Source organism: Lactobacillus gasseri ATCC 33323 = JCM 1131 (genome assembly GCF_000014425.1).
In the GTDB taxonomy this organism is placed as follows: Bacteria; Bacillota; Bacilli; order Lactobacillales; family Lactobacillaceae; genus Lactobacillus; species Lactobacillus gasseri.
Genome location: NC_008530.1, coordinates 435,044 through 460,435 on the forward strand (window position 1 = coordinate 435,044; position 25,392 = coordinate 460,435).

Annotated in this window: 22 protein-coding genes; 20 read left to right on the top strand and 2 right to left on the bottom strand. The window is 36.4% G+C overall.

Annotated elements, in window-relative coordinates; genetic code table 11:
• The first annotated feature begins 108 nt into the window (after positions 1-108).
• From LGAS_RS02015 to trxA, 17 genes are all read left to right on the top strand, one after another.
• Entirely contained in the window at positions 109-1,872 is a 1,764-nt protein-coding gene (locus tag LGAS_RS02015; RefSeq protein WP_003656553.1) for an ABC transporter ATP-binding protein, read from the top strand.
• Positions 1,873-2,013: 141 nt separating this feature from the next.
• The gene (mutS, locus tag LGAS_RS02020; RefSeq protein ID WP_003652283.1) at positions 2,014-4,587 is read left to right on the top strand and encodes a DNA mismatch repair protein MutS; all 2,574 of its coding nucleotides are present in this window, start codon (positions 2,014-2,016) and stop codon (positions 4,585-4,587) included.
• A 5-nt stretch (positions 4,588-4,592) separates the two neighbouring features.
• On the top strand, positions 4,593-6,485 hold the full coding sequence (mutL, locus tag LGAS_RS02025) for a DNA mismatch repair endonuclease MutL (protein WP_003656551.1): 1,893 nt from the start codon (positions 4,593-4,595) through the stop codon (positions 6,483-6,485).
• A gap of 5 nt (positions 6,486-6,490) precedes the next feature.
• A complete protein-coding gene (ruvA, locus tag LGAS_RS02030) occupies positions 6,491-7,069 on the top strand; it encodes a Holliday junction branch migration protein RuvA (protein WP_003647723.1) in 579 nt (192 codons plus the stop codon).
• Between the two features lie 27 nt (positions 7,070-7,096).
• Entirely contained in the window at positions 7,097-8,116 is a 1,020-nt protein-coding gene (gene ruvB / locus LGAS_RS02035; RefSeq protein ID WP_003652287.1) for a Holliday junction branch migration DNA helicase RuvB, read from the top strand.
• Positions 8,117-8,176: 60 nt separating this feature from the next.
• Entirely contained in the window at positions 8,177-8,629 is a 453-nt protein-coding gene (gene yajC / locus LGAS_RS02040; protein WP_003656547.1) for a preprotein translocase subunit YajC, read from the top strand.
• Positions 8,630-8,736: 107 nt separating this feature from the next.
• Entirely contained in the window at positions 8,737-10,185 is a 1,449-nt protein-coding gene (gene zwf, locus LGAS_RS02045; protein ID WP_011678780.1) for a glucose-6-phosphate dehydrogenase, read from the top strand.
• Complete coding sequence (gene dinB, locus LGAS_RS02050) at positions 10,185-11,306, top strand: DNA polymerase IV (protein WP_003652290.1); 1,122 nt, start codon at positions 10,185-10,187, stop codon at positions 11,304-11,306. The genes zwf and dinB overlap by 1 nt, the downstream gene beginning before the upstream one ends.
• 40 nt (positions 11,307-11,346) lie before the next feature.
• Positions 11,347-12,312 carry a DHH family phosphoesterase gene (locus LGAS_RS02055; RefSeq protein ID WP_003652291.1) on the top strand — a complete coding sequence of 322 codons (966 nt, stop codon included), beginning with the start codon at positions 11,347-11,349 and terminating at the stop codon, positions 12,310-12,312.
• A complete protein-coding gene (locus LGAS_RS02060; RefSeq protein ID WP_003647719.1) occupies positions 12,296-13,681 on the top strand; it encodes a DEAD/DEAH box helicase in 1,386 nt (461 codons plus the stop codon). The genes LGAS_RS02055 and LGAS_RS02060 overlap by 17 nt, the downstream gene beginning before the upstream one ends.
• A 229-nt stretch (positions 13,682-13,910) precedes the next feature.
• Positions 13,911-16,559, top strand: a complete 2,649-nt coding sequence (gene alaS, locus LGAS_RS02065; protein ID WP_003647718.1) for an alanine--tRNA ligase — start codon at positions 13,911-13,913, stop codon at positions 16,557-16,559.
• Positions 16,560-16,612: 53 nt separating this feature from the next.
• Positions 16,613-16,870, top strand: a complete 258-nt coding sequence (locus LGAS_RS02070) for an IreB family regulatory phosphoprotein (RefSeq protein WP_003647717.1) — start codon at positions 16,613-16,615, stop codon at positions 16,868-16,870.
• Positions 16,870-17,301, top strand: a complete 432-nt coding sequence (ruvX, locus tag LGAS_RS02075) for a Holliday junction resolvase RuvX (protein ID WP_003647716.1) — start codon at positions 16,870-16,872, stop codon at positions 17,299-17,301. Before LGAS_RS02070 ends, ruvX begins: the two co-directional genes overlap by 1 nt.
• Position 17,302: 1 nt before the next feature.
• A complete protein-coding gene (locus LGAS_RS02080) occupies positions 17,303-17,617 on the top strand; it encodes a DUF1292 domain-containing protein (protein ID WP_003647715.1) in 315 nt (104 codons plus the stop codon).
• 57 nt (positions 17,618-17,674) lie between these two features.
• Positions 17,675-18,217, top strand: a complete 543-nt coding sequence (locus LGAS_RS02085; protein WP_003647714.1) for a CvpA family protein — start codon at positions 17,675-17,677, stop codon at positions 18,215-18,217.
• A 42-nt stretch (positions 18,218-18,259) separates the two neighbouring features.
• Positions 18,260-20,626, top strand: coding sequence for an endonuclease MutS2 (locus tag LGAS_RS02090; protein ID WP_003652296.1), 2,367 nt, complete (start codon positions 18,260-18,262; stop codon positions 20,624-20,626).
• A 79-nt stretch (positions 20,627-20,705) separates the two neighbouring features.
• On the top strand, positions 20,706-21,017 hold the full coding sequence (trxA, locus tag LGAS_RS02095; RefSeq protein WP_003647713.1) for a thioredoxin: 312 nt from the start codon (positions 20,706-20,708) through the stop codon (positions 21,015-21,017).
• A 76-nt stretch (positions 21,018-21,093) separates the two neighbouring features.
• On the opposite strand, the gene LGAS_RS02100 is transcribed toward trxA, so the two are convergent.
• Positions 21,094-21,489, bottom strand: a complete 396-nt coding sequence (locus LGAS_RS02100) for a YslB family protein (RefSeq protein ID WP_003647712.1) — start codon at positions 21,487-21,489, stop codon at positions 21,094-21,096.
• A gap of 96 nt (positions 21,490-21,585) precedes the next feature.
• Between LGAS_RS02100 and murI the strand changes: the two genes are divergently transcribed.
• The 3 genes from murI to LGAS_RS02115 all read left to right on the top strand — a co-directional run bounded on the left by murI (position 21,586) and on the right by LGAS_RS02115 (position 24,329).
• On the top strand, positions 21,586-22,386 hold the full coding sequence (murI, locus tag LGAS_RS02105) for a glutamate racemase (protein ID WP_003647711.1): 801 nt from the start codon (positions 21,586-21,588) through the stop codon (positions 22,384-22,386).
• Positions 22,387-22,388: 2 nt separating this feature from the next.
• The gene (locus LGAS_RS02110) at positions 22,389-23,012 is read left to right on the top strand and encodes an XTP/dITP diphosphatase (protein ID WP_003647710.1); all 624 of its coding nucleotides are present in this window, start codon (positions 22,389-22,391) and stop codon (positions 23,010-23,012) included.
• A gap of 138 nt (positions 23,013-23,150) precedes the next feature.
• Entirely contained in the window at positions 23,151-24,329 is a 1,179-nt protein-coding gene (locus LGAS_RS02115; RefSeq protein WP_003647709.1) for an acetate/propionate family kinase, read from the top strand.
• A 42-nt stretch (positions 24,330-24,371) separates the two neighbouring features.
• On the opposite strand, the gene LGAS_RS02120 is transcribed toward LGAS_RS02115, so the two are convergent.
• Complete coding sequence (locus tag LGAS_RS02120; RefSeq protein WP_011678781.1) at positions 24,372-25,268, bottom strand: mechanosensitive ion channel family protein; 897 nt, start codon at positions 25,266-25,268, stop codon at positions 24,372-24,374.
• Positions 25,269-25,392 lie beyond the last annotated feature (124 nt).

The following is a 25,392-nucleotide window of genomic DNA, read 5'->3' on the forward strand; positions in this document are numbered from 1 at the left end:
GATCATGGTAGTAACGAACGCTCATCAAAACGTACAAATCACTAGATAATAGATGAGCGGAAAATAATTAAATTTCATTTTGTTAAGTCCGTTCATCGAGGAGGCAAAATGAAACATTTACAAAAATTAAACCAATACTTCAAAGAATTAACTCGAACTTATCACCTGTTCTTTAAATCAGCTCCTTTAGTTGCCACATGTGTCTTATTACTTGCACCGCTTCAAGCAGTAATTCCTCTACTTGCTGTAGCAGCAGGACAAAAGGTAATTGATCAAGTTACTAATCATTCACCTTTTATGGAAATGATCATTGTTTGGATTGTGGCGACGACATTTCAACAATTTTTACCATCCCTTTCGACAATGGTTCAAGGAGTTCTAACTGATAAATTAACAGGCTTTATCAATATTAGCTTGATGAAAAAATCAGCAGACTTACAATCGATCAGTATTTTTGATGATAGTAAGTATTTTGATGATTTACAAATGCTCAGAGATGATGCAAGCTGGCGTCCGGTTAATTTAATTGTTTATGGAGTATCAGTCTTACAGTCATTTCTAACGCTAGCTTTCATGCTAATATATTTGGCACGATACAATTGGTGGCTAGCCTTGCTTTTATTAGTAGTAATGGTACCGCAGAGTCTTTCTTACTATCGTATTCAGCAGCAGTCATTTGAAACAATGGTTGAAAGAAGCAAGAATGCGAGATACTTGCACTACTATAGTGGATTGTTGCTTGATCGCAGGGATGCTAAAGAAGTTAGACTTTTCAACATGTTTCCTAAGATCATCGAAAAGTATACAAGCTTATTTGAACAAACGAAAAAAGACGTTAACCAAATTCGTAAAAAGCAACTTGCGACTAGTTCACTGTTTGTTGTATTGACTGTCGGAGTGTTTGGCTATGGCTTTTATTGGTTTACTAATTCAGTAAGAACAGGTGCATTAGAAGTTGGCGTATTATTGATGTTTGTTTCAGTAATTGGCTATATTTCTACTAGCATGGCTCGGGTAGTAGAAGACAGCAGCTTGTTATACGATTCATTATTATGGGTTGAAAAATACTTTAAGTTTCTTGAGTATCAAGATGATTTCAAAAACGGTGGTCAGAACTTTCCTGATGATTTTGATGATATTAATATTAAGAATCTGTCTTTTACATATCCGTTTTCTGATACTGAAATTTTGCACAATGTTAGTTTCTCAGTTAAAAGTGGAGAAAAAGTTGCAATTGTTGGAGAAAATGGGTCAGGAAAATCCACTCTGGTAAAGCTATTAATGCGTTTTTATGACCCGACTAATGGAAAAATTTCTGTTGATAATTATGATTTAAAAGACTTTAATATCTTCGACTTACATAAAAATTTATCAGCTACTTTTCAGGATTTTTCTCGCTTTAAATTAACGCTTAAAGAAAACGTGATTACCGGATATTCATTCAATAAAGGTAGGGTAAATAATGTTCTTAAAGCAGCAGGATTGGGTGATTTGCTAGCTAATGATCATCTTAATCTGAATACGATGCTGGCTAAAGATTTCGAAAATGGAACTGATTTGTCAGGTGGTCAATGGCAAAAAATAGCTTTAGCACGAGACTTATATGCTAATGGCAAGATTGAATTTTTAGATGAACCAACGGCAGCCTTAGATGCTAAGAGCGAATCGGAAATTTATCAACGCTTTTTGAAAGAAAATGATAAAAAGACAATTTTCTTTGTTACTCACCGTTTGTCAGCAGTTAGATTTGCTGATAAGGTATTATTTCTTGACGGTGGAAAAGTTAGTGGATTTGACACGCATACTAATTTATTGCAAACTAATCCAAAATATAAAGAAATGTACGACTTACAGAAAAATGCATATCTGTAAAGTTAAATTTTGATAGATAATAAAATTCTTCATGCAAGCAGGCATGGAGAATTTTTTTGCCTTTTAACAGTTAAGATTTTTCAGTGATTTTTACGTTATAATAGAACATAGGTTTTTGGAAGAAAGGATATTTGGTAACGAATGGCAAAAAAAGATACGACACCAATGATGAAGCAATACTACGAAATTAAGGAACAATATCCCGATGCGTTTTTGTTTTATCGTGTGGGCGATTTCTATGAATTATTTGAAGACGATGCAGTTAAGGGTGCACAAATTCTAGAGTTGACCCTAACTCATCGTTCAAATAAAACTAAAAATCCAATTCCAATGGCAGGAGTTCCTCACCTAGCTGTGGATACTTACGTTAATACTTTGGTGGAAAAGGGATATAAAGTTGCGCTTTGTGAACAACTTGAAGATCCAAAAAAAGCTAAAGGAATGGTAAAGCGTGGAATTATTCAGTTAATTACGCCAGGTACCATGATGCACGAACGTCCTGACCAAGCAAAAGACAGTAACTACTTAACGTCAGTTATTTCAACAAATTCTGGCTTTGGCCTAGCTTACAGCGACTTATCCACTGGGGAAACTTTTTCCACACACTTAACTGACTTTGAAGGTGTCGCAAATGAATTATTATCCCTTCAAACAAGAGAAGTTGTGTATAACGGTCATTTAACAGAAGCAAACAAGGACTTTTTAAAGAAAGCTAATATTACTGTTTCTGAACCGGTTAAAGTAGAGGGCGAACATGCTGAGATTTCCTATGTAACGCAAAATTTAACTGACGATGCAGAAATTAAGGCTACCAAGCAACTAGTAGCTTATTTGCTGTCGACGCAAAAGCGTAGTTTGGCTCACTTACAAGTAGCACAAAGTTATGAGCCTACGCAATACTTGCAAATGTCGCATACTGTGCAAACGAACTTAGAGTTGATTAAATCAGCTAAGACTTCTAAGAAGATGGGATCTTTATTCTGGCTCTTAGATAAAACAAGCACGGCAATGGGAGGCAGACTTCTTAAATCTTGGATTGAACGTCCGCTTTTATCAGTTACTGAAATTACTCGTCGTCAAGAAATGGTTCAAGCGCTTCTTGATGATTACTTCACCAGAGAAAAAGTTATCGACAGCTTAAAGGGTGTGTATGACTTAGAAAGATTAACTGGTCGAATTGCTTTTGGTTCAGTTAATGCTCGTGAAATGCTACAACTAGCGCATTCTTTAGGTGCAATTCCTGATATTTTGAATTCCTTGCTTGAAACAAATAATCCACATCTGCAAAACTTTGCTAAGCAAATTGATCCGTTAAAGGGAATTCATGATTTGATTGTTAACACTATTGTGGATAATCCACCACTTTTAACGACGGAAGGTGGCTTGATTAGGGAAGGAGTTTCAGACCAATTAGACCGCTACCGTGATGCCATGAACAACGGTAAAAAGTGGCTATCTGAAATGGAAAGTCACGAGCGTGAAGTAACTGGAATTAACAACTTAAAGGTTGGCTACAACAAGGTCTTTGGCTACTATATTGAAGTTACGAATTCCAATAAAGATAAGGTGCCAACTGATCGCTACACTAGAAAGCAAACATTAACTAATGCAGAGCGTTATATCACGCCTGATTTAAAGGAACATGAATCCTTAATTCTAGAAGCGGAAGCTAAGTCAACAGGCTTAGAGTATGACTTGTTTGTAAAATTAAGAGAAAATGTTAAAAAGTATATTCCAGCTTTACAAAAATTAGCTAAACAAGTTGCCAGTTTAGACGTTTTGACGAATTTTGCGACAGTTAGTGAACAAAATAATTATGTTCGTCCAGACTTTACGGTTGATAAGCAAGAAATTAATGTAGTTAATGGTCGCCACCCCGTTGTTGAACAAGTGATGACGGCTGGTAGTTATATTCCTAATGACGTGAAGATGGATCAAGATACCGATATTTTCTTAATTACTGGACCTAATATGTCTGGTAAGTCTACTTATATGCGTCAAATGGCCTTAATTGCAATCATGGCGCAGATTGGCTGTTTCGTTCCAGCAGATAGTGCAACGTTGCCAATTTTTGATCAAATCTTTACTCGAATTGGTGCAGCAGATGATTTGATTTCTGGTCAGAGTACTTTTATGGTAGAAATGAGCGAAGCTAATGACGCTTTGCAGCATGCGACAAAACGTTCTTTAGTTTTATTTGATGAAATTGGACGAGGTACTGCTACCTATGATGGGATGGCCTTAGCCGGAGCAATCGTGAAGTATCTTCATGATAAGGTCGGGGCAAAAACGCTCTTTGCGACTCACTACCACGAATTAACTGACTTAGACCAGACTTTAAAGCATTTAAAGAATATTCACGTTGGGGCAACCGAAGAAAATGGCAAGTTGATTTTCTTACATAAGATCCTACCAGGACCAGCAGATCAATCTTATGGTATTCACGTTGCTCAATTGGCAGGCTTACCGCATAAGGTTTTAAGAGAAGCAACTACGATGCTTAAGCGATTAGAGAAGCAAGGAGCAGGAGAGTTGCAGCCAGCTAGCGAGCAACTTGATCTCTTTACTGCTGAAGAAGCGAGTGTACCTGCAATTTCAGATGATGAAAAAGATGTCTTGGATGATATTCAAAATGTATATCTTGCTGACAAAACTCCTTTGCAGGTTATGGAACTTGTAGCTCAATGGCAGCAAGAGTTGAAAGATAAGGATTAATAATCATGAGCAAAATTCATGAACTTTCACCTGAATTAACTAATCAAATTGCTGCTGGTGAAGTTATTGAACGGCCAGCTAGTGTTGTTAAAGAATTATGTGAAAATTCCCTTGATGCCGGTAGCAGCCGCATTAGAATTAACTTTATTGATGCAGGCTTAAAGCAAATTACGGTGCAAGACAATGGGAGCGGAATTGCAAAAGACCAGCTTAATTTAGCTTTTACTCGGCATGCAACAAGTAAGATTGCAACAGAGCGAGATTTATTTAATATTTCTACTTTAGGCTTTCGCGGAGAGGCTTTAGCGTCAATTGCGGCCGTTTCTCATGTGGAAGTAATAACTAGTAGCGATAATTTAGGCGGAGTTCGGGCAATTTTTGTAGGTAGTGAAAAAAAGCTCCAAGAAGATGCTGCTTCACCAAAGGGAACCAAGATTTCAGTTAGTGATTTATTTTTTAATACGCCAGCTAGGCTGAAATATTTACGCTCTGAAAGAACTGAAACTCTAAAGATTGTCGATATTGTTAACCGACTTGCTTTAGGACATCCTGATGTTTCTTTTACTCTTACTAATAATGGTAAGATCTTATTAAAGACCAACGGACGTAATGATTTAAGACAAGATATTGCAAATATTTATGGCCATCAACTTGCAGAAAAGATGGAGGTTTTGAAAGGAAGCAGTCCTGATTTTAAGATTACCGGCTTACTTTCTGATCCTAATACAACTCGTTCAAGTCGAAACTTTATTTCTTTATTATTGAATGGCCGTTATATAAGAAATTACCGTCTAACTCAGGCGATTATAGCTGGATATGGCAGTAAATTAAGACCACGCCGTTATCCAATTGCTGTTGTAAACATTGAGCTGGATCCACTTTTAGTGGATGTTAACGTCCATCCAACTAAACAAGAAGTGCGCTTGTCAAAGGAGCAGGAATTAGAGCGCCTGTTAACTACAAGTATTTCAGAAGCCTTAGATCAGAATAGTCAGATTGATTCAGGTTTGAATAATTTATTAACTCCTAAAAAGTCGACAAATATTGACCAATTAAAATTTAACTTAAATAAAGATGTGGTTGATACTGTTCGTCCAGTCGAATTTACTCCGCAAGTTGAAGCTGATAAAAGTGCTGAAGTTCATGAAACAGCGGCAAGTTTTGTTAGCTTAGATAAGGTTCGTAATGACGATAAATATGTGATTACTGCAACTTGGGATGAAAATGTGGATAAGCAGGTGCAGCTAAGTCCATTTGATGAGGAAAAAGATCTGCAAGGAAAAGATGATAGCATTATTTCTTCAGGGGATGAAATCTTAGCTAATAGCCTACCTGAATTAATTTATTTAGGTCAGACTAAATCATATTTAGTTGCACGTCATGATGAGGACTTATACTTAATTGATCAAGTAGCAGCTTATCGACGCTTAGCTTATGATCAAATTTTTCGTGATTTAAATAGTGAAAATATTTCTCAGCAAGGTTTACTTAGTCCTTTAATTTTAGATTTTAGTAATGTTGACTATTTGAAGTTAAAAGAAAATCTTAATAATTTACAAGAATTAGGGATATTTTTAGAGGATTTTGGTCAAAATAGTCTGATCTTAAGAACCTATCCAATTTGGCTCCAACCTGACGTAGAAAAAAATGTCCGCATGATTTTAGATTTATATTTAAATCAAAATGAACAAGATTTTACCAAGCTTAAAGCACAAATTGCTGGTGAAATAACGCTGCGTCAAAGTACTAGAAGAAGAAATCTAAATCCAGTTGAAGCACAAGAATTATTGAAAAATTTGAGAAATAGTAGTGATCCTTATCAAGATTTTGAGGGAAAAATTATTATTATTCAGTTAAGTGAAAATGATCTCAATAAGATGTTTAAAAAAGATGAGTAGGTAAAATGTTTGAATATCTCAAAGGAATAGTAGCAAAAATCGATCCAGCTTATGTAGTATTAGATGTAAATGGCATTGGGTATAAGATCCTTTGTCCCACTCCATATAGCTATCAAGAAAATCAGCCAGCAACTATCTATGTTGAACAAGTTGTTAGAGATACAGGGATTACCTTATATGGCTTTTTATCTTTAGAAGACAAAGAATTATTTTTAAAATTATTAAGCGTTTCAGGAATTGGACCAAAGTCAGCTGTGGCGATTATGGCGGCTGAGGATACAGATTCGTTAGCTAGCGCAATTCAGAATGGAGAGGTGAAATATCTAACTCGTTTTCCAGGGGTTGGAAAAAAGACTGCTTCTCAGATTGTCTTAGACTTAAAGGGAAAGTTAGGCGACTATGTAAAGAAATCAGCAGTTGCTACCGATCTTACACCGAGCCTGCAAGATGCTTTGCTTGCCTTGGTAGCACTTGGTTATACCCAAAAAGAAGTTGACCGAATTACTCCAAAGTTAGCAAAATTGCCTGAAAATACTGCTGATGGTTATATTAAAGAGGCTTTAGCTTTACTACTTAAGAAGTAAAAGTAAAAATTAGGTAAGGATAAGGAAGTGAAAGATGTGAATGATGAAGAACGAATTATAGGCGCTGAGAGTAATGAAGAGGATGAAACGATTGAATTGTCTTTGCGTCCGCAACTACTTGCTCAATATATTGGACAAGATAAAGTAAAGAGCGAGATGAAAATCTATATTAAAGCGGCTAAGCAGCGAGACGAAGCTTTAGATCATGTTTTGTTATATGGCCCACCTGGTTTAGGTAAAACTACTTTGGCATTTGTAATCGCTAATGAAATGGGCGTTCACTTAAAGAGCACCTCGGGTCCGGCAATTGAAAAGGCGGGCGATTTGGTGGCTCTGCTTTCGGAATTAAATCCAGGGGATGTCTTATTTATTGATGAGATTCACCGTTTAGCAAAGCCAGTCGAAGAAGTCTTATATTCGGCAATGGAAGATTTTTATATCGATATTGTGGTTGGAGAAGGACAAACAACTCATGCTGTACACGTGCCACTTCCTCCATTTACTTTGATTGGAGCAACTACCAGGGCTGGTCAATTATCTGCGCCGCTAAGAGATCGTTTTGGAATTATTGAGCACATGCAGTACTATTCTATTGATGATCTAGAAAAAATAATTCAAAGATCAAGCGTAGTCTTTAACACTAAAATTGATCCAGAAGCTGCTATTGAACTAGCTCGACGTTCTCGTGGAACGCCGCGTGTTGCTAACCGTTTACTTAAGCGGGTTCGCGATTTTGCGGAAGTAAAGGGAGAAGAAGCTATTTCTTTAGCAACTACTAAGCACTCACTTCATTTGTTAGAAGTTGACGATGAAGGTTTAGATCAAACTGACAGAAAACTTTTAAGAATGATGATTGAAAATTATGGTGGCGGTCCGGTCGGGATTAAGACTATTGCAGCTAATGTTGGTGAAGATACAGATACAATTGAAGAAGTTTATGAACCATATTTACTTCAAAAAGGATTCATTACTCGAACTCCTAGAGGGAGAAGCGTTACGCAAAAAGCTTATTTACAATTAGGATATCCACCAAAAAAAGCAGAGTAAGTTTTTAGTTGGACCAAAAATACGGTATAATTATTATTTGAAAGTTAATTAATAAAAATAATGAGGTGTAATACTTTGAATACATTTTTCTTAGCACAAAGTGCTGCTGGTATGAATAACATGTTCATGATTATTGCAATGATTGCAATTTTTGTCTTCTTCTACTTCTCCATGATCAAGCCGCAAAAGAAGCAACAACAAGAACGGATGAAGATGATGTCTGAACTTAAGAAGGGCGATCAAGTAATTATGGTTGATGGCCTTCATGGTAAAGTTGATTCAATCAATGACGCAGATAAGACTGTTGTGATTGATGCCGATGGAATTTTCTTAACATTTGAAAGAATGGCTATTCGTCGCGTTCTTCCAACTGCTGCCGCTCCTGCTAAAGATGTTGAAGCTAATGAAGCAAAAGAAGAAAAAGTTGAAACAGAAGAAAAGCCTACTGAAAGCAGTAAACCGGAAGAAACAGCTTCTGATAAAACTGATGATACTAATTCTGAAGATAAATAAAAAAACGTCCGCAAGGACGTTTTTATTTTTTCATTGTCATGGCTTAGTATTGTAAAATATGAATTGGTAAAGTAAATTTTAATAAGTTTAATAGGTAGGTAGTTAGAATGGAAAATATTCCAGTTGTCATGATTATTTTTGGTGGCTCGGGTGATTTAGCTCATAGAAAGCTTTATCCAGCCTTATTCAACTTATATCAAAAGGGATTAATTCATGATCATTTTTCCGTAATTGGTACAGCTAGAAGACCATGGAGTCATGAATACTTACAAGAACAAGTTGTTGAAGCAATTAAAGAAAGCAACAGCAGCTTTGATGAGAAAGATGCAAAAGAATTTGCTTCGCATTTTTATTACCAATCACATGATGTAACTGATGTTGATCACTACATTGCTCTAAAAGAATTAGCTACAAAGCTTGATAAGAAATATCACGCAGAAGGCAACCGTATTTTCTACATGGCAATGGCACCAAGATTTTTTGGCACAATTGCAACCCATATTAACGATCAAAAGCTAGTTGGGAGTGGTTTTAACCGCTTGGTAATTGAAAAGCCATTTGGTCATGATCTAGCTTCTGCTGAAAAATTAAATCAAGAAATTAGCGAAAGTTTTGCTGAAGATTCGGTATATCGAATTGACCATTATCTCGGCAAAGAGATGGTCCAAAATATTATGCCGCTTAGAATGACTAATCCAATTGTTAATAATATTTGGTGCAAGAAATACATTGCTAATATGCAAGTTACCCTTGCTGAAAGCTTAGGCGTTGGTACTCGTGGCGGATATTATGAGACTTCTGGTGCTTTACGCGATATGGTTCAAAATCATATTTTTCAAATTATTACCCTTTTAGCCATGCCAGAACCTAAAGCCTTAGATTCAGATCATATTCATGAAGCAAAGCAAGAACTACTCGATAGTTTGGTCATTCCGACTCCAGAAATGGTAAAGCAGCATTTCTCACGTGGTCAATATTTAGCAAGTGATGATGAAGTGGAGTATTTAAAGGCCGATCAAGTTGCTCCTGATTCTAAAGTAGAAACTTTTGTTGCTGGCGAAGTTAACTTCAAGAAGGGTCCCGTAGCTGGTGTTCCAATCTACTTTAGAACCGGTAAGAAGATGAAAGACAAAGTTTCTAGAATCGATATTGTACTCCACCACATGAATAATTTATACGGCAATGCACATTCAAATAATATTTCAATTATTATTGATCCAAGAAGCGAGATTTTCTTTACTATTAACGGAAAGAAGATTACTACTGAGGGCTTAAGAAGAGAAAATCTCAGCTATAAGTTCTCTAAGGAAGAAATGGCTCAAGTCCCAGATGGCTACGAAAGATTACTTCACGATGTCTTTGTAGCTGATCGTACAAACTTTACGCACTGGTCTGAATTAAAGCAATACTGGAAGTTTGTTGATGCGGTTGAAGCTGCATGGCAAGATGAAAATAAAGATATTAAGCAACTTGAGCAATATCCAAGTGGTGAATTTGGTACTGAATCGAGTAACCATATTTTTGAAAAAGATACTGAACACTGGATTTACCGTTAATGGATTTACTGCCTAAAAATAATACTAAGCGTAAGATTATTCATCTGGATATGGATGCTTTTTATGCGTCAGTAGAGATTCGTGACAATCCTGCTTTAAGAAATAAGGCTGTTTTAATTGGCGGCGATCCTAAGAAAAATAGGGGACACGGGGTTGTGGCAACTGCTAATTATGTGGCTCGTCAATATGGTGCTCATTCAGCTATGCCGACAGCTAAGGCAATTAGGTTAATTCCAGCAGAAAAACTGGTAATTATTCAACCACATTTTGAAAAGTATCGGGCTGTTTCAGCTGAAATTCATCGTTTAATGCATAAAATGACTGATCGAGTAGAATCGGTTGCCTTAGATGAAGCATACTTAGATGTAACTGAGAATAAACTTCATCTAGCTGATCCTGTTCGGATTGCGACTATACTTCAAGAGCAAATTTATCAAAAGGTTGGATTAACAAGCTCATTCGGCGTTTCTTACAATAAGTTCTTAGCCAAAATGGGATCTGAATATGCTAAACCCTTTGGCAGAACCGTAATTCGGCCTGAAACTGCACTTGATTTCTTGGCAAAACAAAAAATTGAAAAGTTCCCTGGAATCGGTCCTAAGACGCAAGAAAGATTAGCAGAGATGGGAGTCTACACTGGAGCTGACTTAATAAAAATTCCAACGGATGTGTTGATTAAGAAATTTAATCGCATGGGCTATTTGATCGCCCAACATGCACATGGCATCGACTTACGAGCGGTAGTTACTGATTCAGAAAGAAATCGAAAGTCGATTGGGATTGAGCGAACTTTTAATCAGAGTTTGTTTGATGAAAATGAAGCTTTAACTAGACTGCGAGCTTATAGCGGTGAACTTGAGAACCGGTTGAAAAAGCGACATTTTCTTGCTAATTGTGTTGTCTTAAAGATTCGCGATGCTAATTTTAAGACAATTACTAAAAGAAGAAAGCTAAAACAAGGCACGAATGATAAAATTGTTATTTACGACACTGGTCGTGTTTTGTTTGAAACAGAAAAAGGGATGCTCACAACTGGAGTACGTTTATTAGGTCTTACGGTAACCGATTTTGAAGAACATCCAGTTGAGAATTTATCGTTAGATATTTTTGAAAACAAGTAATGATAAAATAAATTTAGTAAACAACAAGGAGAAAAGATTAATGGCAACTTTTGATGAAATTTATGAAAAAATAAAAGAATACCCAACAATTATTTTGCACCGTCACACTAGTCCTGACCCAGATGCAATTGGTTCTCAAGCTGGTTTAGCAAGATCATTGAGATTAGCTTTTCCAGATAAAAAGATTCTTTGTGCTGGTGAAAATGACGAAGGTGACCTGATCTGGATTAATAAGATGGATGAAGTTACACCTGAAGATTATCAAGGTGCTTTAGTAATTACTACTGATACTGCTAATACTCCACGTATTTCTAACAAGAATTACGATAAGGGTGATTTTTTGATCAAGATTGACCACCACCCAGATGTAGATCCATATGCAGATATGAGCTATGTAGATCCAGACGCACCAGCTGCTTCAGAAATTGTTTTTGACTTTTTGAAAGCAGAGAACTTGCCAGTTACTAAGGAAGTTGCAGCAGCTTTATATGCAGGTATTGTTGGCGATACAGGTAGATTTATGTATCCTGAAACTTCAGCTCACACTTTTGACGTTGCAGCTGAATTAACTAAGACAGGAATTAACATTACTGATATTGCTAGAGAAATTGCGGATGTTACTTTTGATGAAGCAAAATTGCAAGCTTTAGCAATGGATAAGATGGAAATTAACCCAGTTGGAGCAGCTTACACAATTTTGATGCAAGACGATTTGAAGAAGATGGGCTTAACTGATGACCAAGCAAACGTTGCTGTTTCAACTCCAGGTCGGATTAAGGACGTGTTAGCTTGGAATGTATTTGTTGAAAAGCCAGATGGTACTTTCCGCGTTCATTATCGTTCAAAGGGTCCTGTAATTAACCATTTAGCTGAAAAACATGATGGTGGTGGCCATGCATTAGCATCTGGTGCCAATGCCAAGGATATGGATGAAGTAAAACAAGTCTTTGACGAAGTAGTAGAAGTAACAAAGAAGTACAATGAAGAACATGGCACAAACAAATAGCATATTTCAAAGTGAAAAGATTAGACCAGAATTGCGAGCTGGTCTAGAAAAAATTAATTTTAGCAAACCAACTAAGGTTCAAGCTGCAGTCATTCCGGCTCTTTTAAGTAATAAAAGTGTTGTGGTTCAAGCAGCAACTGGTTCAGGTAAGACTCATGCCTACCTGCTCCCACTTTTGAACATGATTGATGAAAATGCCCCAGTAACGCAAGCAGTAGTTACCGCACCTAGCCGAGAGTTAGCAAATCAATTGTATAAGGTAGCGCGTCAATTAAGGGATGCGAGTGGTCTAAATATTTCCATTGAATATTTGGGCGGTGGTAATGATCGTAATCGTCAAATTGAAAAAGCTGAAAATAGAGCTCCACAATTAATTATTGCTACACCAGGTCGTTTACATGACTTTGCCTCAAAGAAAGTCATTAATTTAGATAACGTCAAAGCCTTCATTATTGATGAAGCAGACATGACGCTTGATATGGGCTTTTTAAGTCAAATGGATGAGATCATCTCTAAACTAGATAAAAAGGTCGTTTTAGGCGCTTTTTCAGCTACTATCCCAGTTAAGCTAGAGAACTTTCTCAGAAAGTATATGTCAAAGCCAGACTTTATTGTTATTGATAATCCAGCAATTATTGCTCCTACAATTCAAAATGACTTAATTGATGTTGGTTCAAGAGATAAAAAAGAAATTTTATATAAGCTCTTAACGATGGGACAACCATATTTGGCCTTAGTTTTTGCTAATACTAAAAAGACTGTCGACGAATTAACTAATTATCTTGAAGAACAAGGGCTTAAGGTGGCTAAGATCCACGGCGGGATTACTGAACGTGAGCGCAAGCGTATTATTCGCCAAGTTAGAGAAGGGCAGTACCAATATGTTGTAGCTAGTGATTTAGCCGCTAGAGGAATTGACGTACCAGGAGTTAGCTTAGTAGTTAACTATGAAATTCCTAAGGATCTTGAATTTGTCATTCACCGAATTGGGAGAACTGGTCGAAATGGGCTTGAAGGTCATGCAATTACCTTGATCTATGATGAAGAGATGCCTCAAATTGAAGACTTAGAAAAGCTAGGTATTCACTTTGACTTTAAAGAAATTAAAAATGGTGAATTAGTTGAAAGAACACACTACCATCGTCGTGATAATCGCCAAGCTCGGAGTCATAAGCTTGATAATCGCATGATTGGAATGGTTAAGAAGACTAAGAAAAAAGTAAAGCCTGGTTATAAGAAGAAAATTAAGCAAGCTATTCAAAAAGATCGCCAGCAAAAGCGTAAGATCGAAGAGCGTCATCAGATTAGAAAAGCTAAACGTAGACGTAAGCGTGAACGCGAACAAGCACGCGGTAATTTTGACAACTAGAAAATTTGTAGTAAAATAAATCACGTTTAGGACATATTACTGAAGTATTTTCTTCAAAGAGAGGGCCAGGCAGGTGAGAAGGTCTAGAAATACTTAGTAATGCTACCTAATTTAACTAAAGAATTAAATATTTAAAGAGGTAACAAACACTGTTGCAATCAAGGTGGTACCGCGCTGGGAGCGTCCTTGTTTTATGCAATAGTGTTTTTTTATTTGTAGGAGACTTTTTATGAAACAATTGACTAGTTCACAAGTACGTCAAATGTTCTTGGACTTTTTTAAAGAGCATGGCCACATGGTTATGCCAAGTGCATCATTAATTCCACAAGATGATCCAACCTTATTGTGGATTAACTCTGGTGTTGCTACGATGAAGAAATATTTTGATGGTTCTGTTGTGCCTAAGAATCACCGAATTACTTCTTCTCAAAAATCAATTAGAACTAATGATATTGAGAATGTTGGTAAAACTGCACGTCACCAAACTTTCTTTGAAATGCTTGGTAACTTCTCAGTTGGGGACTACTTTAAGAAAGAAGTTATCCCTTGGGCATGGGAATTTTTAACTAGTCCAAAATGGTTAGGCTTAGATCCAGATAAGCTTTATGTAACTGTTTACCCTAAGGATACAGAAGCATATCATATGTGGCATGATGTTGTTGGCTTACCGGAAGATCACATTGTGAAGTTAGAAGACAACTTCTGGGATATTGGTGAAGGTCCATGTGGTCCTGACTCAGAAATTTTCTATGATCGTGGTCAAGAAAATAACGATGTTGCGGAAGACGATCCTGAAAACTTCCCAGGTGGGGAAAATGCTCGCTACCTTGAAATTTGGAACATCGTCTTTTCACAATTCAATCACTTACCAAATGGTAAATATGTTGATCAACCACATAAAAACATTGATACCGGTATGGGATTAGAGCGTGTTGTTTCAATTATTCAAGATGCACCAACTAACTTTGAAACTGACTTATTTATGCCAATTATTAAAGAAACTGAAAAGCTAAGTGATGGCAAGAAGTATGCAGCAAACAAGGAAGATGACGTAGCATTTAAGATTATTGCTGACCACGTTCGTGCTGTAAGTTTTGCGATTGCTGATGGGGCTCTTCCTTCAAACTCAGGTCGTGGATATGTTTTACGTCGTTTAATTAGACGTGCTGACTTGAATGGTCAACGTTTGGGTATTAAGGGCGCATTTTTGTACAAATTAGTACCTGTAGTTGGCGAAATTATGAAGAGTCACTACCCAGAAGTTGTTGATCAACAAGCATTCATTCAAAAAGTAATTAAGAATGAAGAAGAAAGATTCCAAGTAACGCTTTCATCTGGTTTGAACTTGCTTGATAATATTATTGCTGAAGCTAAGAAGAGCGATGATAAGACTGTTTCTGGTAAAGATGCGTTTAAGTTATTTGATACTTATGGCTTCCCATACGAATTAACTTTTGAAGCTGCTCAAGATGCAGGTCTTAAGGTTGATAAGAAGGGCTTTGATGAAGAAATGAAAGCCCAAAAGGAACGCGCACGTAAGGCTCGTGGTAACTTACAATCAATGGGTTCACAAGATGTTACTTTGATGAATATCAAAGACAAGAGTGAATTTGAGTACGGTACTTTAGAAGAAAAGCATGCTAAGTTAATCGATATTGTTGTTAATGATAAGTTAGTTGATAAAGCTGACGGTGAACACGCAACTTTAATTTTTGATAAGACTCCATTTTATGCAGAACGTGGTGGACAAGTTGCCGATCACGGTGAAATTTTGAATCAAAATGGTGAATTGGTTGCTCGTGTAACAGATGTACAACATGCACCAAACGATCAAAACCTACACTTTGTTGATATTATTTTGCCACTTGAAAAGGGACAAGAATATATCTTGAAAGTTGATCAAAAACGTCGTCGCGGCTTAAAGCACAACCATACTGCTACTCACTTATTGCATGCTGCTTTACGTGAAGTTTTGGGTACTCACACTCACCAAGCTGGATCTTTAGTTGAACCAGATTACTTACGTTTTGACTTTACTAGCTTAGAGCCAATGACTAAGAAGGAAATTGCTAACGTTGAAAAGATCGTTAACGAAAAGATTTGGGAAGAAATTCCAGTTAAGACAACAGTTACTGATCCAGATACTGGTTTGAAGATGGGTGCTTTAGCCTTATTTGGTGAAAAATATGGTGACACAGTTCGTGTTGTTCAAATTGATGACTTCTCAACTGAATTCTGTGGTGGTACCCACTGTGAAAACACTGACCAAATCGGAATGCTTAAGATTGTTTCTGAATCTGCTGTTGGTGCTGGTACTCGTAGAATTATTGCTGTTACTGGTCCAGAAGCTTACAAATATGTAACAGACCGTGACGAAATTTTGAAAGAAGTTCAAGATGAAGTTAAGGCAACTAAGGCTGAAGATGTAACTAACAAGATTTCTTCTCTTGAAGAAGACTTACGTGCAAGTCAAAAAGAAGCTGAACAATTAAAGGCACAAATTAACAAGGCTAAAGCCGGCGACTTGTTTAATGATGTTAAGCAAGTTAAAGGTTTAACTGTAATTGCTGCTCAAGCTGATGTAGAAGGCATGAATGATTTACGTGAACTTGCTGATAACTGGAAGAGCAGTGATAAATCTGATGTGTTAGTTTTAGCTGCTGAAGTTAATGGCAAAGCCAACATGGTTATTAGTTTGAACGATAAGGCAATTAAAGCGGGTCTTAAAGCCGGCGACTTAATTAAGACTGCTGCTCCAATCTTTGGTGGTGGCGGTGGCGGTCGTCCAAATATGGCACAAGCTGGTGGTAAGAACCCAGCAGGCTTAAAGGACGCTATTGCTAAAGTGTTACAAGAAGTTGAAGAAAAACAAAATTAATTGAGTTCGTTCGATATTTCAAGTAAAATTAAGAAGATAGGAGGAATTTTATTATGAGTTCGCTAGATAAAACGATGCATTTTGACTTTAACCAAAATAAGGGTAAGAATGTATACGATACTCTACAAGACGTATACAATGCACTTGAGGAAAAGGGCTACAGCCCAATTAATCAAATTGTTGGTTACTTACTCTCAGGCGACCCTGCATATATTCCTCGGCATAATGATGCCCGTAATTTAATCTTGAAACATGAACGTGATGAAATTATTGAGGAATTGGTTAAGAGTTATTTAGGTAAAAATAAATAATGCGATTACTTGGACTAGACGTTGGCTCTAAGACTGTGGGGGTTGCAATTAGCGATCCTTTGGGAATCACTGCTCAAGAGCTTGAAACAATCAAAATTGACGAGAGCAAGTTTAGTTTTGGCATGCGCCAAATCAGAAAGCTTGTCCGTAAATACGACGTCGAAGGTTTTGTTTTAGGGCTACCCAAAAACATGGATGGCAGTAGTGGACATTCTGTAGAAAGAAGCAAGCAGTACGGTGAACGCTTGAAAGAGAAGTTTGACTTGCCTGTTCATTATATGGATGAGCGGCTTACAACCGTACAGGCTGATCGTATTCTGGTTCAAGAAGCCGGCGTACATGATCGTGTTGAAAGAAAAAAAGTTATTGACCAAATGGCTGCTGTTTTGATTTTACAAAGTTATCTAGAAGCAACCAGAAAGGATAAGTAAAATGAGTGAAAAAATTAACGCTAACCAAGATAATGATCGTCAAATCACTTTAGTTGATGATCAAGGCAATGAAGAACTTTTTGAAATATTGTTCACTTTTACGTCTGAAGATTATGGTAAATCTTATGTTTTACTATATCCAGCAGCCGTTAGCGACGATGATGATGTCGAAGTACAAGCTTTTAGCTATGATGCAGATGAAGACGGTGATGTAACCAGTTCTGACTTACACGAAATCTCTGATGATGACGAGTGGAACATGGTACAAGGCGTTTTAAATACATTTTTGTCAGACGATCGTTTAAGTGGCGAATAATCTTCAAAAAAGACTGGCGCAGAAAGGCTAGTCTTTTTTGCTTAATAAGGATGAACAATGATTTCTATTCTCATTTTATTAATTTTTATTTATTGTTGTTATGTAGGTTATCGACGTGGCATAGTGTATGAAGGCTTAGCTGCAGGTGGATATGTAGTAGGGTTAATCTTGGCAACATTATTATATAAACCTTTTAGTAACTTCTTAAATCTTTGGGTGCCATATCCCTCAGCAAGTGATCGAAGTAGCTTTGCTTTCTTTGATAAGACTACAGGATTAACATTAGATAAGTCATTTTATGCAGCAATAGCTTTTTCAATTGTTTTGGTGCTTGTTTGCTGTATATGGCGTTTGGTGATGTTAGGTTTTAATCAGTTAAGATATGTTACTGTAGATGCTAGATTAAATACATGGGGCAGCATTATTATTGCTTTTATTGTGACCCAAATTAGTGTTTATTTGCTTTTATTTATCTTAGCTACGATTCCTAACAATAGTTTGCAAAATATGCTGGGGCATTCTATTTTAGCAAGTGGTATCTTGCATTTCTCTCCAGGAATTTCGCAAATTTTCATAAAATTATTCATTACAACAATATAAAAGTGGGCCCAGCTACGGGGCCCTTTTTGCTAGGTGGAAGATATGAACTCTAAAATTATTGAAAAATTAGAATATAATCGCATAATTAGACAATTAAGTGACTTGGCAATTACTGCACCTGCAAAAGCTCAGGCTCTGAAATTAATGCCAAGTAGTGACTTTGATGAAGTAAAAAAATCAATTGATCAAACTAGAGTACTTTCGAATATCTTGCGAGTTAAGGGGCCAATGCCGATAACTGACTTTAAAGATGTTCGACCTAGTTTGAAGCGATTGAAAGTTAAGGCTAACTTAAATGGTGAAGAATTAGGTAATATATTTCTAGTTCTTAGTTTGGCTAAAGATGTAGGACAATTTGCATCGGACCTTGAAGAGCGTGAAATTGATACACGTCCTATTGAAAAGTACCTCAAAAATTTAGCAGTTCCAGAAGATTTGTTTAAGAAGTTAAATCAAGCAATTGAATATGATGGAACAGTTAAAGATACAGCTTCTTCTAAATTGATGCAGCTTAGACATGATATTCAGAGTAATGAAACTGATATTAAGAACCACATGAATGACTATATTAGTGGCAAGCATACGCAATATTTGTCAGAAAATATTGTGACTATCAGAGATGGACGTTATGTTTTGCCAGTAAAACAAGAATATAAAAATAAATTTGGTGGAGTTGTTCATGATCAAAGTGCTAGTGGTCAAACTTTATTTGTTGAGCCACAAGCAGTCTTGGTACTTAATAACCGTCAACAAAATTTGCTGGCTCAAGAACGCCAAGAAATTCACCGTATTTTAATCGAGTTATCCGAACTTGCTGGTGCTTATCAAAAAGAAATTAATAATAATGCATTAGCATTAACTCAATTAGACTTTTTAAGTGCTAAAAGCAAATTAGCTAAGAAGATGAAAGCGACAGAGCCTGTCTTAAATCAAGATCATATCATTAAGTTGAGAAAGGCACGCCACCCCTTAATTGATCCTAAAAAGGTAGTACCAAATAATATTGAATTAGGAACTACTTTTGATACTATGCTAATTACAGGACCAAACACTGGTGGTAAAACTATTACCTTAAAAACTTTAGGATTGCTACAATTAATGGCTCAAGCTGGTTTATTTATCACAGCTGAAGAAGGTAGTCAATTAACGGTCTTTAATGAAATCTATGCTGATATTGGAGATGAACAATCCATTGAGCAATCTTTGAGTACATTTTCATCGCATATGGATCAGATTATTAAAATTATGAATAATGTTACTGAAGATGATTTAGTTTTAATTGATGAACTTGGTGCTGGAACTGATCCAGAAGAAGGTGCAAGTTTAGCAATTGCAATCTTAGATGATTTACGCCAAACACAAGCAAAGATTGCGATTACTACACACTATCCAGAATTAAAGTTATATGGTTATAACCGCAAGCGAACTACTAATGCCTCAATGGAATTTGACTTAAAGAAATTGGCACCAACTTATCGCTTGAGAATTGGAATTCCTGGTCAAAGTAATGCTTTTGCGATTGCACATCAATTAGGAATGAATGAAGCTGTTGTAGATAAGGCTAGGGACCTAATGAATGATGAAGACAGCGACATTAATAAAATGATTGAGCGTTTAACAGAACAAACTAAGGCAGCTGAACAACTTCATGAAACTTTGAAGCAAAATGTTGATCAAAGTATCACCCTTAAACGTCAACTGCAAAATGGGCTTGATTGGTATAACCAACAAGTACAAAAGCAACTCGAGAAGTCTCAGGAGAAAGCTGATGAAATGCTTGCTAAGAAACGTAAGCAAGCTGAAAAGATTATCAATGATCTTGAAGAGCAAAGAAGAGCTGGCGGACAAGTTAGAACCAATAAAGTAATTGAAGCTAAAGGCGCTTTGAATAAACTTGAGCGTGAAAATCAAAACTTGGCTAATAATAAGGTGCTACAGCGTGAAAAAAAGCGTCATGATGTAAGTGTAGGCGACAATGTTAAAGTCCTGTCATATGGTCAACAAGGTGTAATTACGAAGAAGTTAGGCGAGCATGAATTTGAAGTCCAAATTGGTATTTTGAAGGTGAAGGTAACTGATCGTGATGTTGAAAAGATCGCTGCACAAGCCAGTCAAAAAAAGCCAGAGAAATCTGTTCGCTCTAGTCGTGGTCTTCGTTCTAGCCGTGCAAGTAGTGAACTTGATTTAAGAGGGCAGCGTTATGAAGAAGCTTTGACTAACTTAGATCGCTATCTTGATGCTTCACTTTTGGCTGGGTTGAATACAGTAACCATCATTCATGGTATTGGTACAGGCGCAATTAGAAATGGTGTTCAACAATATTTAAAGCGTAATCGACATGTAAAGAGTTATAATTATGCTCCAGCTAATCAAGGTGGAACAGGGGCTACAATAGTTAATTTGCAATAAGCAATATACTTGCAAAAAGTAAGTAGTTCTACTAAACTATACTTATAATTTAAAGAATTTATTTTGTGAGGTAATAACTATGGTTGATGAAATTACAGATGCAACTTTTGAAGATGAAACTAGCGAAGGTGTTGTTTTAACTGATTTCTGGGCAACTTGGTGTGGTCCATGTAAAATGCAATCACCAGTAATTGACCAACTTTCAGAAGAAATGGACGATATAAAGTTCACTAAGATGGATGTTGACCAAAATCAAGAAACAGCTCGAAACTTAGGAATTATGGCAATTCCAACTTTACTGATTAAAAAAGATGGTAAAATTGTTGACCGCTTAACTGGTTATACTCCTAAGGAAAAGCTTGAACAAATCTTAGATCAATACACTGATTAATTTATAGTCAAAAAGGGTAAACCGCGATTGCGATTTACCCTTTTTGATATTAGTCTTTTTGTATTCATTAAGTTGATCAATCAGACTGAGCTGTAATTTGGACGACATGCTTTTTAGTAATCGTAGCTGAGGCCTCAGTAGGAGTGCCATTTTGGCGTTCTAAACATTCTGCAATAATTCCACTTTCCAATGAAAATTCATCACTTTGGCTATCTAGTCGATCAGTAACAACTTGTCCTGAAAGTTCGAAAACTGCAGTGTGTTTACGATCCTTGAGTACTTTTAAAGTTCCAAATTGAGCCATGTCAAAAAATTCGATCAAGTCATCGATGTCTGATAAGTCATATTTGCGACTGACGTGTTTACCGGCCCAGTAAAGAATTTCTTTATCTTCGCTACCTAAGATAGTAGGTAAGATAAAGTCACGGTATAATGAATTTAAAAAATAAAGATGTTCGTTTGTGTGTTCCATGCTTTCATTTCCTTTTGTCTTCTATAACATTTTAACTTAAAATAGGTGGAGGAGAAAAGAGATTTTAATCATCATTTGTTTAAAGGAGTTTTTTTAATGGATAATCGACCAATTGGAGTTTTAGATTCAGGCTTAGGTGGCTTAACTGTTTTAAAAAAAGTAATTGAGAAGATGCCTAACGAATCAACTATTTTTATTGGTGACCAGGCTAATATGCCCTATGGAGATCGCTCAAAAGAAGAGATTATTTCTTTAACTCGCGACAGTGTAAACTTCTTATTAAGTAAAGATGTAAAGATTATTATTTTTGGTTGCAATACTGCCACTGCGGTTGCAATGTCTACTATTAAAAAAGAAATTCCTTTGCAAATAATTGGAGTAGTTCAATCTGGTGCCTTAGCTGCAGCTAGAACCACAGAAACAAAGAATGTTGCGGTAATTGGTACTAAGGCAACTGTTAATAGTCATTCTTATTTAAAAGAAATTCAATATCGTGATCCAAAAATTCAAGTAAGCGAATTTGCACAACCTAAATTAGCGCCTCTTGCTGAGGAGGATCCTGCTGAAGAGATTAAGCAGGCTGTGGTCAGCGAAAGCTTAGCGCCGTTGAAAAAGGCTGATTACGATACCCTTGTTTTAGGATGCACCCATTATCCATTATTAAGAAAGGAAATTGTTGCAGTGGTTGGTCAAGATAGAAAGATTGTTGACCCAGCTGATCAGGTGGCACAATATACCTATAATGTTTTACGACGTGATGGTTTATTTGCGGCTGGTAATTCTGATACAAAACACGAGTACTATACGACAGGTGAAGCTAAGAAGTTTACTGAAATAACACGTCAATGGATGAATGATGAAACAATTGTTGGTCATCATGTAGATGCTGAGGATTAAAAATGGATACTTTATTATTTGCAACTAACAATAAAAACAAGGCTAAGGAAGTTGAAGAAGCCTTAAAAAAGAATAACTTTCCGATTCATGTGATTACTAATCAAGATTTGACTGACCCACCACATGTGTTAGAAACTGGTACCACATTTTTAGCTAATGCCAAGCTCAAGGCTCACCAGATGGCAGAATTTAGCAATCTACCGACTTTAGCTGATGATTCAGGATTATCGGTCGATAAATTAAATGGTGCTCCTGGCGTTTATTCTGCGCGGTATGGCGGGGAAGCTCATAATGATGCTCTGAACAATGCTAAATTATTAGCAGAATTAGGCGGGGTGCCAAAAGAAGCGAGAAAGGCTACTTTTCATACAACGATGGTTGTTTCTTGGCCAGGTAAATTTGAGGATGATCTAGTAACTGAAGGCGAAATTCGTGGTGAAATTTTAACTTATCCACAAGGTGAAGGCAATTTTGGTTATGATCCGCTTTTCTTTGTTTCTGATAAAGGAAAAACATTTGCTGAAATGACGGTGGATGAAAAGAATGCAATTTCTCACCGAGGTCAAGCTTTGAGAAAATTACTTGCGGAACTACCGGCCTGGTGGAAAAAGATGGAAAACAAATAAATTTCGAAGAACTTATTCTGATTAGGGGATAAGTTCTTTTTGTTTTTTCTGCTTTTAATTATAAGTATGAAAGCGCTATACTAAAATTGTGAGTTTACTTAATAAATGTAAGTTTAATTGAAATTGAGGTTATAGCGTATGAAAAAAGTTTTAGCAATTAATTCAGGAAGCTTGTCCTTTAAATATAAATTATTTTCTTTTCCTGATGAAAAAGTTATCGCTTCAGGGATGGCTGATCGAGTTGGGATGGAAAATGCTGTCTTTAAAATTAAGTTGAGTAATGGGCGAGAATATATCAAAAATATGCCGATTCATGATCAAGAAGAGGCAGTGAAGCTTTTAATTGAGGATTTGAAAAAATTTCATGTAGTTGAAGATCTGAGAGAAATTACTGGAATTGGTCACCGAATTGTAAATGGCGGTGAAATATTTAAAGAATCAGTTCGTGTTGGTGACAAAGAGTTACAAGAAATATTTGATTTAGGTGAACTTGCGCCTTTGCACAACATTCCTGAGGCAAATGGAATTAAGGCCTTTATGAATATTGTTCCTAATGTTCCACAAGTAGCAGTTTTTGATACTTCATATCATCAAACTTTAGATCCAATTCACTATCTATATTCAATTCCTTATGAATATTATGAAGATTATGGAATTAGAAAATATGGTGCGCATGGAATTTCTATTTCTTATGTTGCACCGCGTGCAGCCAAGATGCTTAAGAAAAATCCTAACTTAGTTAACTTGATTGTTTGTCACTTAGGATCAGGTGCTTCAGTCACTGCGGTTAAACGCGGAAAGTCTTATGATACTTCAATGGGAATTAGTCCGTTAACTGGTGTAACAATGGGGACGAGAAGCGGAGATTTTGATCCTTCAGCACTTCAGCGTTTAATGCATAAGACCGGAATGAATATTGATGAAGCAATTGATGTTTTGAATTATAAGTCAGGTTTATTAGGTATTTCAGGTGTATCTTCTGATATGCGTGACTTAATTGAAAGTAAAGATAAGCGTGCCAAGTTAGCACGTAAGATATTCATTAACCGTGTTGTTCGCTATGTTGGTGCTTATGCAGCAGAGTTAGGTAGAATTGATGCAGTTGTCTTTACTGCAGGAGTAGGTGAACATGATCCTGGTATTAGAGCTGGTATTATGTCCTCATTAAGATATTTGGGGTTAGAACCAGATTTTAAGGCTAATCGAACAGATGGTGAAAAGTTTATTTCTAAACCTAAGTCTAGAGTAAAGGCAATTATTGTCCCAACTAATGAAGAATTAATGATTGCTCGCGAAGTAGTTCGCGTTGTGCAATAAAAAAGGATTAAGCAATAGATAAAAGTCTGGTTGCTTAATCCTTTAAGATGCAGAGCTATTTTCTTGTTTTGTTGGCATGGGACTGAATTTAAGCCCGCGTTGATTGAATTCTTTGATATAAGCACTGAGATAGGCATTTTTAATCGTACTTTGGCTATTTGCAATTACTTGAAAATGAATTTGATAGGTAATACTTGAGCCGGTTTGATTAATGATTCCAATAATTTGAGGGCCCTTTTTGATTTGTTTTTTAAACTTATCTTTTAAAGCGGCGTTTACCGTATCAACGGCATGATTAATTTCAGTAAGATTATTTTCTACTGAAAGATTTAAATAAATATCCATGCTCCAGCCAGAGTGTGAACCATGACTCAAATTTTCAACTACGGTAATGTTGCGATTAGGAATATAGATTACAGCGCCATTAGTAGTTTTAAGGCGGGTATTGCGCAAGGTAAAGGAGAGAACAGTTCCGGTGTAGTTGCCAATTTTGACAGTATCGCCGATATTGTATTCACCTTCGCTTAAGATGTTCATCCCAGTTATGACATCGCTAACTAAGCCTTGTGCGCCCATCCCTAAAGCTAGAGATACTAATCCTACACTAGCTAATAGCGTTCCGACTGGAATTCCCATTAACGTTAAAATACTATATAAATAAAATAAGAGAATAGTATATTGAAAAAGAGCAATTCCTAGTTGAGCTAAGGTTCTTTTTCTTCCAGTCATGCGTTCCTGAAATTTAGGATTTTTTAATAGGTATTTTGTTAATAAGCGTTTTCCTATATGCCAAATTAAAAAGAAAATAATTGTAGTAATAATAATTTGGATGCCACGGCTTAACAAAGTGTGCAGTACATTGTCCCAGTTAATTAGGTAATCGATATTATTAGTTTTTTTAGTTGTAGAAGTTCCTTTTAGAAGAGTAGACCAGTTCAACTCATGCCCTCCTTATCTAGTTTCTTTAAAAATAGTATATCAAAAACTTGGGTACTATTTCATTGCTTGAGGGGAGGAATAATGCTAGACTTTTTTATGAGAGGAATAATTAATGGAGGATAGA